This window comes from uncultured Bacteroides sp. (assembly GCF_910585845.1).
Lineage (GTDB): Bacteria > Bacteroidota > Bacteroidia > Bacteroidales > Bacteroidaceae > Bacteroides.
Genome location: NZ_CAJUHF010000077.1, coordinates 1 through 10,752 on the forward strand (window position 1 = coordinate 1; position 10,752 = coordinate 10,752).

Sequence of the window (10,752 nt, forward strand, 5' to 3'; positions counted from 1 at the left end):
TGTGCAACTTTTTCATTTGTAAATATTTAGATTCTTAATTCAACCAACGAGTTATGAATATAAGAAGATGGTGTGGGCAAACCGCTTGACCTACAACTGGACCTTTGCCGACAATCACCACTTCGACGCCCTTGCCGGCTACGAGATTGACGACCAGTATCGCGACTACCTGTCGGGCTATGCCACCAACTTTGCCACCTACGACAAGAACGAAATCAGCAACGGTATGAAGACCGAGTCGGTAGGCGGCAACTATACCCGCACCCGCATGGTGTCCTACCTCTTCCGCTTGAACTACGACTACAAGAACCGTTATTACTTAGGAGCCAGCTTCCGTACCGACGGCAGTTCGCGTTTCCATCGCGATAACCGCTGGGGTAACTTCTGGTCCGTATCAGCTGCATGGCGTGCCATTGAAGAAAACTTCATGGAACCTGTTCAGAACTGGCTGACCGACTTGAAACTGCGCGCGTCTTACGGTGTGAACGGTACGCTTCCTTCCGACTACTTCGGTTACATGGGACTCAGCAGCCTGACCAACGGTTACATGGAACAACCGGGTATCAGCCAATCTCAACTTAGAAACGACAATTTGAAGTGGGAAACCAACTATAACTTCAACTTAGGCTTGGACTTCGCTTTGTGGAACCGCATCAACGTGACACTGGAATATTACACCCGTACCACCAAAAATTTGTTGATGGATCGTCCCATCTCCATGACCACCGGCTTCAGCAGCTACCTGATGAATATCGGTGAGGTGAAGAACAAGGGTGTAGAACTGGAAATCAGCTCTACAAACATCCGTACCAAGGATTTCAGTTGGAACACCACCTTCAACATCTCGCACAACAAGAACGAGGTAGTTACGCTGGACGGCATGCAGACCGAGATTATCAGCGGTACGCAGATTCGTAAAGTGGGTCACTCCTATCGCACGTTCTACATGAAAGAGTTTGCAGGCATCAATCCTGAAACGGGCGCTCCACAGTTCTATACCAACGAACTGGATGAGAACGGTCGCTACAAGAAAGATATCACAGAGGAAAGTACCAAGGCAAATGCCATCGTACTGGATAAGCATGCGGAACCCACTGCTATTGGTGGACTTACCAATACATTACGCTACAAATGGTTCGATTTTAGCTTCATGTTCTCTTACCAGTTTGGTGGCTACTCCTACGATACGTGGGCGCAAAAAACCGAACACGGCGGTTATGACCTAGAAGCCAATATTCCTACCTACTATAGAGACAGTTGGAAGAAACCAGGCGATGTAACCAAGTATGAACTTTTCTACGACAAGTCTTCGGCATACGCCATGAACAAGATTACCTCTACACGCCGTCTGCACAGCACGGACTTCATCCGTCTGAAAACGTTGACATTCGGTGTTACTGTACCGAAAGAGTGGACCCGCCGGATTGGTATCGACAACGTACGCCTCTACGCTTCGGCAAATAACCTGTGGACGTGGGCGGCTTACGATTACTACGACCCCGAAGCCGTGAGCGGCGGTACCGCCATTTGGGGAACACCTCCTTTGAAGACGGTTACTTTTGGTGTAAACGTAAATTTCTAACCCTCTAAAAAAAGAACTGTTATGAAGATATTAAAATACTTATTGATAAGTTCCGTATTGTTTACCGCCACTTCTTGCGGAAACGATTGGCTGGATTTGGAACCCTCTACTTCGGTAGATACGGAAACAAGCATCAAGATATTGTCGGACGTGGAGTTTACACTGAACGGCATTTACAGCACGATGCAAAGCTCGGATGCCTATTCAGGCAGATTGGTCTATTATGCAGACGCTACGGGCGATGACATGCAGGCGGTCAGCTCCACCAAGCGTGTGGGTAACTATTACCTTTTCGGTTTTTCCGCCGACAACGGTCCCAGCAGTCACTGGTCCTATCTTTATTCCATCATCCAGAACTGTAACCTGATTCTGATGAACATCGACAAAATTGCCACCGACGAGGATGATGCCGACTATCGCGACGACCTGAAGGGAGAGGCGCTTGCCATCCGCGGACTGGCGCTGTTCGATCTGACCCGCCTCTTCGGTTATCCTTATACGAAAGACAACGGCGCCTCCCTTGGTGTGCCTATCGTGGAAGGACTCTCCACCATCGACAGCAAGCCGAAGCGCAACACTGTTGCAGAGTGCTATAAGAAGGTAATAGACGACTTGGAACAGAGTGTCAACCTGCTGAGCGGAAAGTTCAAGAAGGGTAAGTTCAACAAGTGGGCGGCGATGTCGCTGTTGAGCCGTGTTTACCTGTACAAGAACGACAATGCCAACGCCTTCAAGTATGCGACGGAAGCCATCAAGGGAGCCGAGAAGCAGAAATATGCGTTGTGGACCAATGAAGAGTATCCCACCATTTGGGCAAACGATGCTTCCGCTTCGAAACCGGGCGAAGTGCTGTTCGAGATTGTCAACCTGACTACCGACAGCCCAGGCAAGGAGAGCATGGGTTACTTGAGTTCCAAGGACGGTTACGATGACATCTGCATCACCTGCTCCTTCTACCACTTCCTGCTGGAAGACCCGGACGATGTCCGATTGAAATTGCTGAGTTTCGACAAAACCTATTATGCCTACGTCAACAAGTACCAGCCGCAGGAGGGTGAGAACATCGAGGATGCCAACATCCCACTTATCCGTCTGTCCGAAACCTACTTGATAGCTGCCGAGGCTGCCGTGAAGCTGGACGACAACGCCTCTGCCGTGAAATACCTTGACCCCATCGTGCGCAGGGCGAACCCCGACAATACGGTAGAGGGAACTACCGTCACTCTGGAACGTGTATTGAACGAACGCCGCAAGGAGCTGGTATGTGAAGGACACCGCATGTACGATGCTGTCAGAAACGGGCTTTCAATAGAACGCCTGAACGAGACAGACAAGAAACTATCGAAAACCAAGCATAGCGCGAAGTACATGAAAGACATCAACTGGGACTTCTTCAGAATCCTGCTTCCTATCCCCAAACGCGAGATGGATGCTAACCCCAATATGGTGCAGAATCCCGGTTATTAAAATGACAAACATTCCATGAAATAGAACCTATGAACAAGATGAGTTTAGTGAAACTTTCACTTGTGGTATATATTCTGATCTTTATGAGTTCCGGCATCTTTGCCGGAACTCTTGGTTTGGATAGCAAGAAGAAAGAGAAGGAGAAGGAGAAGGAGAAAAAGGAAGTGGAGCTGTCGACAGACGGTCCTTATGTAATTTATCGTCCGGACGGCAAGACTCGCATCGTCAGCGTGGATGTCAGAGGGAGAATTTGTGACACCACCTACACGGTGCTACCGAAAGATTTCCAGCTGCACGTGACAGACCACAAGGGGAAATCTTCGTTCGATGTCAAACTGCATCCTGTGAAACGTCCCGACTGGAACTACCGACAACCAGACAAGGTGTTCGTAATGTCCGACCCGCATGGCAGACTGGACTGTGTCATCAGCCTGCTCCAAGGAAACGGCATCATCGACAAGGAGTATCGCTGGGACTTCGGCAGAAATCACCTGGTGGTCATCGGTGACATCTTTGACCGTGGTAAGGACGTGCCGCAAATCTTTTGGCTCTTCTACAAGCTGGAGGCGGAGGCGGAGCAGGCGGGCGGTCGTGTCTCGTTCCTACTGGGGAACCACGAGCCGATGGTGCTTGCCGGAGATTTACGCTACACGAAGGAAAAATACAAGGCACTTGCCGAGAAATTAGGCATCGACTATCGCAAGCTGTTCGGCTCCGAAACAGAACTGGGACGCTGGCTAGGCACCCGCAACACAATGCAAGTCATCGGGAAAGACCTCTATGTGCACGCCGGGCTGGGAAAGGAGTTCTACGACCACAACCTCGACATCCCGACGGTGAATCGGGAAATGAGCCGTGCTTTGTTCATGAACAAGAAGGAGCGCAAGGCATTGTCGCCCCTCACGGCTTTTCTTTACGGAAACAACGGTCCCATCTGGTACAGAGGATTGGTAAGAACGGAGACAAAGTACCATCCTTTAACTTCCGACTCTCTGCAACTGCTGTTGAAACGCTATAAAGTACGTCGTATCATCGTAGGGCACACTATCTTCAAAGATATTTCCACTTTCTATGGCGGAAAAGTAATCGGCGTCAATGTGGATAATAAGAAAAATCGCAAAAAGAGACGTGGACGTGCGGTGCTGATTGAGCAGAACAAGTATGTGGTAGTAGGAGATAAAGGAGCGAAGCGAACATTATCGGTTGATTAGTTGCCCCTATTTTTACTACCGGAAGTGAAAACGACAAGCCACATATAGATTCACTTCCAAATCAAAAATTAAACGAAAAACCGTACTTAGCCAACTTCATGCTTTTTTAATAAGCATTTTGCTCAAACAGTTTTCATAGCAACATAATCACCTGATTATAAAAAATTGAAACGGAACAATTGACTCAGGAACTGAATAACTTTCAGTTCCTGAATCAATGCTTATTCATTCAGTCAAGAACTCAAATAAGAAGAGCTTTAAATTACAAATATTATTCTTCAAGATTCACTTTTTACACCCCACAAACGAGAGGTGTACCCACCCGAAAAGCCCCAGTACGATGACCAACAACGTCTGTATGCCGTGCACTATCAGAGCGAAGATTCCCGCATCGGTGGCACCGACACCATACATCATCATCATAGTGATAACGGCAAAATGCCAAGGACCTGCCCCGTTGGGAGTAGGGACAATCACTGCGAAGGTGCCTCCCACAAACATCACCAATCCCGCCAACACGCCAAGATGGGCGGTAAAAGAGAAACAATAGAAAGTGAAATAGAAGTGATAGAAATAACACAACCATATTAACAAGGTGTATAAAACGAAAAGTGGAATATTCTTCACCTGCCTCAACGACATCACGCCTTCCCAAATGCCAAGCATCATGCCTTTCATCTTATCGAAGAAGGAAAACATGCGCAATAGAAAATAGAGCAACACCCCTACTCCAGCCACACACAGGAAGGCCACATAGAACCAAGGCGACGACACCAAATGTAGCAACGAAGGAATCTTCGTTCCCGTCTCCTCAAAGAAACGGACAAAGACAGGCATCTGCACCAAAAAAGCGACACCGGCTATCAGCACGATGGAGAGCATATCTATCAGACGTTCCGTCACAACCGTACCGAGCGACTTCGCAAAAGAGACATCGTCGTACTTGGCAAGCACACCGCAACGAGACACTTCGCCCACACGCGGTAGGACAAGGTTGGCAGCGTAGGAGATGAAAATAGCGTCCACACAGTCGCTACTCTTCGGATATACCCCCAAAGGGGCAAGCGTCTGCTTCCAGCGCCAGCCGCGGAACACATGGCTCATCACCCCAAAAAACAGTGAAACCAACATCCATCCCCAGTCAATACCGTACAACAGTACTTCTTCGGCACGCATAAAGTCGAAATCCCGATACATCCAATAAAGAACAAAACCGCCCAAGGCTATCGGTAAAAGGATTTTCGATGTTTTTTTTAATAGTTTATTCATGCAGAATTCGTTATTCTTCGTCGAAAAGGATTACCTTTGCAGACCGCAAAGATAGTGCAAACCGGAAGTAGTGCCAAAAAAGCAATCTTGTTTTTTAGCCTGAACTACGGCTCTTTCATTTAAAGGAGTTAAAAGAAAAATATCAAAAGCCTCTCTTTGCAAAGCGTGTGGTAAGGATTGTTCAACACAGTAACGGTTCAGTTGATAAATGAAATTAGTAAAACCTAAAAAATTTCTCGGCCAGCACTTCCTGAAAGACCTGAAAGTGGCGCAGGACATAGCCGACACTGTAGATACATGTCCCGGTCTTCCGATATTGGAAGTAGGTCCGGGAATGGGCGTATTGACCCAGTTCCTTGTAAAAAAAGAACGTCCGGTAAAGGTGGTCGAACTGGATTATGAATCCGTAGCTTACCTGCGCGAAGCATACCCGTCACTGGAAGATAACATCATCGAAGACGACTTCTTGAAGATGAACCTGCAACGGCTCTTCGGAGGAGAACCGTTCGTACTGACAGGAAACTATCCTTATAACATATCCAGCCAGATCTTCTTCAAAATGCTGGATAACAAGGATCTTATTCCCTGCTGCACCGGCATGATACAGAAAGAAGTCGCCGAACGCATTGCCGCCAGCCCAGGCAGCAAGACATACGGCATCCTGAGCATATTAATACAGGCATGGTATCGGGTGGAATATCTCTTCACCGTGCATGAACACGTGTTCAACCCGCCACCCAAGGTGAAAAGCGCCGTCATCCGAATGACGAGAAACGAAACCCAGAATTTAGGGTGCGACGAGAAACTGTTCAAGCAGATTGTGAAAACCACTTTCAACCAACGCCGTAAGACACTGAGAAATTCCATAAAACCGATACTTGGCAAAGAGTGCCCGCTGACGGAAGATGTCCTGTTCAACAAACGCCCGGAACAACTCTCCGTACAAGAATTTATCGACTTGACCAACCGTGTAGAAAAAGCCTTAAAGGAGGAGAAAGAACATGGAAATGGATGAAGCATACATTGACAACGTCAGAAGCCTGATCGAGCAGAAAGATGCCGAAAACGTCAAACCGCTCCTTATCAATCTGCACCCTGCAGATATTGCTGAACTTTGTGACGAACTGAGTCCGGAGGAGGCACGTTTCGTATATCGCTTATTGGATAACGAAACAGCCGCAGATGTCCTCGTGGAAATGGATGAAGACGTCCGGAAGGAGTTTCTGGAAATACTTCCGTCGGAAACCATCGCCAAACGCTTCGTAGACTACATGGATACGGACGATGCCGTAGACCTGATGCGTGAACTGGACGAAGAGAAACAGGAGGAAATCCTCTCGCACATTGAAGACATCGAACAAGCAGGAGATATCGTAGATCTGCTAAAGTATGACGAAGATACTGCCGGTGGTCTGATGGGTACGGAAATGGTGATAGTGAACGAAAACTGGAGTATGCCGGAATGTCTGAAAGAGATGCGCCAGCAAGCCGAACAGTTGGATGAAATCTATTACGTCTATGTCATCGACGACGAAAACCGCCTGCAAGGTGTGTTCCCGCTGAAGAAGATGATCACCTCCCCTTCCGTCTCCAAAGTGAAACACGTGATGCGGAAAGACCCCATCTCCGTACATGTAGACACCCCTGTAGAGGATGTAGTGCAGATCATCGAGAAATATGACCTTGTAGCCGTCCCCGTTGTCGACAGTATCGGGCGGCTGGTAGGACAAATCACTGTAGACGACGTCATGGATGAAGTCCGCGAACAATCGGAACGTGACTACCAGTTGGCATCCGGTCTGTCGCAGGATGTAGAAACAGACGATAACGTCATGCGGCAAACCACCGCGCGCCTGCCATGGCTCATCATCGGCATGCTGGGCGGTATTGGCAACTCCATGATACTGGGCAATTTCGATGCGACCTTCGCTGCCCATCCCGAAATGGCACTTTATATCCCGCTGATAGGCGGTACGGGCGGAAACGTCGGAACACAGTCTTCGGCCATCATCGTGCAAGGCCTTGCCAACAATTCGCTGGATGCCAAAGACATCTTCAAGCAAATCACCAAAGAATCCGTAGTAGCCTTCATTAATGCCACGATCATTTCTTTAATGGTATATATCTATAATTTCGTCCGGTTCGGCGCCGCAGCCACCGTCACTTATTCCGTCTCCATCAGCCTGTTTGCTGTAGTGATGTTCGCCTCCATCTTCGGCACCTTGGTTCCGATGACCTTGGAAAAACTGAAAGTGGATCCCGCCATTGCCACCGGACCGTTTATTGCGATCACCAACGACATTATAGGCATGATGTTATATATGGGAATAACCGTTTTACTTGCCTAAATGAAGGGAAAATTAAAAAAAACGATGAAAAAAGTATGAAGTAATTATTTTATTTCATTAATTTGTGATTTAATGTAACCCGAACGGATAAAACCGTTTCTAAAAACGTATCTACAATGATAGACACCCATGACACTAATCTGCCCGAAAAAGCAGCAGAATTAGAAGAAGACAAGAAAGCAGCAGAGGTTTCCGAGCCTATCTCGATAGAAACTCCGGCTGAGCAAGCGACATCGGAAGAAAAACCGGCAGAAACCACGCAAAGGTTAAGTAAGGAAGAAATCCTCACCAGATTGAAAGAGATCTCTGTGGAGGTAGAAAATGTCGGCAAGCAAGAGATTGACAGTTTGAAACAGGCTTTCTACAAACTGCATAATACCGAACAGGAGGCTGCAAAAAGGCTTTTCATCGAAAACGGAGGAACGGCAGAGAGTTTCGTCCCCACCGCGGACACTGTAGAAGAAGAGTTCAAGAGTGTCATGTCCGTCATTAAGGAGAAAAGAAGCATATTGTCAGCTGAACAGGAACAACAAAAAGAGTTGAACCTGCAAATCAAGCTTTCCATCATCGAGGAGCTGAAAGAACTGGTAGAATCTCCCGATGATGCCAACAAGTCTTACACCGAATTCAAGAAGTTGCAACAGCAATGGAACGAAGTGAAACTCATCCCGCAAGCCAAAGCTAACGAGTTGTGGAAGAACTACCAGCTTTACGTAGAAAAATTCTACGACCTGCTAAAGCTAAACAATGAGTTCCGCGAATACGACTTCAAGAAAAACCTGGAAATAAAGACCCACCTTTGCGAAGCTGCCGAAAAGTTGGCAGATGAAGAAGATGCCGTATCGGCTTTCCACCAATTGCAGAAGTTGCATCAGGAGTTCCGCGATACGGGTCCGGTAGCCAAAGAGTTGCGCGATGAAATATGGAACCGTTTCAAGGTAGCCTCAACTGTGATCAATCGCCGCCACCAACAGCACTTCGAATCGCTGAAAGAAGCAGAACAACACAATCTCGACCAAAAGACGGTTATCTGCGAAATCATCGAGGCCATTGATTATGACGCACTGACCAACTTCGCTGCTTGGGACAATAAGACACAGGAAATCATCGCCTTGCAAAACAAATGGAAAACGATAGGTTTCGCACCGCAGAAGGTGAACGTGAAGATATTCGAACGTTTCCGTAAGGCATGTGATGAATTCTTCCGTAAGAAAGGCGAGTTTTTCAAATCACTAAAAGAAGAGATGAACGCCAATCTGGAAAAGAAGCGTATTCTTTGCGAAAAAGCGGAAGCCCTGAAAGAAAGCACCGACTGGAAGGCAACTGCCGACGAACTGACCAAACTCCAGAAGGAGTGGAAGACCGTCGGTCCGGTAGCCAAAAAATATTCCGATACGATTTGGAAACGATTTATCTCTGCTTGCGACTATTTCTTCGAACAAAAGAACAAGGCTACTTCTTCTCAACGTTCTGTTGAAGCCGAAAACCTGAACAAGAAGAAAGAGATTATCGAAAAACTCGTTGCCATTGACGAAAACATGGATACCGACGAAGCCGTACAAATGGTACGCGAACTGATGAAGGAGTGGAACAGCATCGGCCATGTACCTTTCAAAGAGAAAGACCGTCTGTATAAACAATATCACGGACAAGTGGACAAGTTGTTCAACCAGTTCAACATCAGTGTTGCCAACAAGAAATTGAACAGCTTCAAGTCCAATATCAGCAATATTCAGGAAGGCAGTCCCCAAGCACTCTATCGCGAACGCGAAAAGTTGCAGCGTGCGGCAGATGCCATGAAGAATGAATTGCAGACATACGAGAACAATCTTGGTTTCCTGACAGCCTCTTCCAAGAAAGGCAACAGCCTATTGACGGAATTGAACCGTAAAGTAGAAAAACTGAAAGCAGACATTGAGTTGGTGAAACAGAAAATCAAAGTCATTGACGACTCTATTCGTAGTGCCGAATGATATTAAGATAAAAGCACTTCTACATGCGTATACGGCATGCCGATGATGCAAATAAAACAGATGGTCACAGATTAAGTTTATTGTATATCAATAAATTATCTGTGACCATCTGTTTTATTACAGAATTCTGTATACCCATGTTCAAAGGGTGCCATACCATACCACCCATAGAAATAAAAAAAGCCTCCTTCACAGGAGGCCTCCATTAAAAACGACTATAAACAAGTTGGGCTACCTGGATTCGAACCAGGAATGACAGGACCAGAATCTGTAGTGTTACCATTACACCATAGCCCAATAATAGGTTCCTTTCGTTTTGCGGTTGCAAAGATACAAAGATTTTGAGAATTAAAAACAAAATCAGTGATTTTTTTTATAAAATCTGAGATTTTGTTGCTGATGCCCCAAAGTAAAAGCAATCACAGAGAGGTATCGCATTGTCGGAAAAGGATATTATAAATATGTATTTCAATATATTATAGCCACATGCATAAAGAAATCACTTCACTAAACCATATCCAACTCTTACACGACAATCTCGTTGGGAATTCCCATTAAAGATGTTTCCACCCTGCATATAACAAGAAAAAAAACGGTTATAGAACAAATGAAAGTCTGAAAACAGATCGAAATTCACTCATCACATAACCGCCGCACATATAAAGGCTCATTAATATTACCCGTTGGTGGAATTAGACTGGAATTACATCATATCTTATGCCTCATAACAAATAATGTAATGAAGCATAACAAGTAATGTAATGGAGCATAACAAGTAATGTTATAATGCATTTCATTATATGTTATGACGCATTCCTTCGAACTAAAATAACAATTAAAGATAAATAGGTTCTTCGTCACTTTTGGGGCAGTAAAATATACTAAACACCTTTATCTATAGA

6 protein-coding genes, 1 tRNA gene and 1 pseudogene are annotated in these 10,752 nt (G+C 46.1%); 6 read left to right on the plus strand and 2 right to left on the minus strand.

What is annotated here, in order from left to right; translation table 11 throughout:
- Positions 1–55 precede the first annotated feature (55 nt).
- The 3 genes and pseudogenes from QZ323_RS13860 to QZ323_RS13870 form a co-directional block, all read left to right on the plus strand.
- Positions 56–1,582 (plus strand): annotated as a pseudogene (locus tag QZ323_RS13860) (SusC/RagA family TonB-linked outer membrane protein); the annotation flags it as partial.
- 21 nt (positions 1,583–1,603) lie between these two features.
- Positions 1,604–3,049, plus strand: a complete 1,446-nt coding sequence (locus QZ323_RS13865; RefSeq protein ID WP_294635294.1) for a RagB/SusD family nutrient uptake outer membrane protein — start codon at positions 1,604–1,606, stop codon at positions 3,047–3,049.
- A gap of 38 nt (positions 3,050–3,087) precedes the next feature.
- Entirely contained in the window at positions 3,088–4,260 is a 1,173-nt protein-coding gene (locus QZ323_RS13870) for a metallophosphoesterase (protein ID WP_294635299.1), read from the plus strand.
- Between the two features lie 285 nt (positions 4,261–4,545).
- Here the strand turns inward: QZ323_RS13870 and QZ323_RS13875 are convergent, their stop codons facing one another.
- A complete protein-coding gene (locus QZ323_RS13875; protein ID WP_294635295.1) occupies positions 4,546–5,529 on the minus strand; it encodes a lysylphosphatidylglycerol synthase transmembrane domain-containing protein in 984 nt (327 codons plus the stop codon).
- A gap of 208 nt (positions 5,530–5,737) precedes the next feature.
- On the opposite strand from QZ323_RS13875, the gene rsmA reads away from it, so the two are divergent.
- From rsmA to QZ323_RS13890, 3 genes are all read left to right on the plus strand, one after another.
- Positions 5,738–6,544, plus strand: a complete 807-nt coding sequence (gene rsmA, locus QZ323_RS13880) for a 16S rRNA (adenine(1518)-N(6)/adenine(1519)-N(6))-dimethyltransferase RsmA (protein ID WP_294635296.1) — start codon at positions 5,738–5,740, stop codon at positions 6,542–6,544.
- The gene (mgtE, locus tag QZ323_RS13885; RefSeq protein ID WP_294635297.1) at positions 6,537–7,877 is read left to right on the plus strand and encodes a magnesium transporter; all 1,341 of its coding nucleotides are present in this window, start codon (positions 6,537–6,539) and stop codon (positions 7,875–7,877) included. Before rsmA ends, mgtE begins: the two co-directional genes overlap by 8 nt.
- A gap of 116 nt (positions 7,878–7,993) precedes the next feature.
- The gene (locus tag QZ323_RS13890; RefSeq protein ID WP_294635298.1) at positions 7,994–9,850 is read left to right on the plus strand and encodes a DUF349 domain-containing protein; all 1,857 of its coding nucleotides are present in this window, start codon (positions 7,994–7,996) and stop codon (positions 9,848–9,850) included.
- Between the two features lie 226 nt (positions 9,851–10,076).
- Here the strand turns inward: QZ323_RS13890 and QZ323_RS13895 are convergent.
- A tRNA-Gln gene (locus tag QZ323_RS13895) sits at positions 10,077–10,147 on the minus strand.
- Positions 10,148–10,752 lie beyond the last annotated feature (605 nt).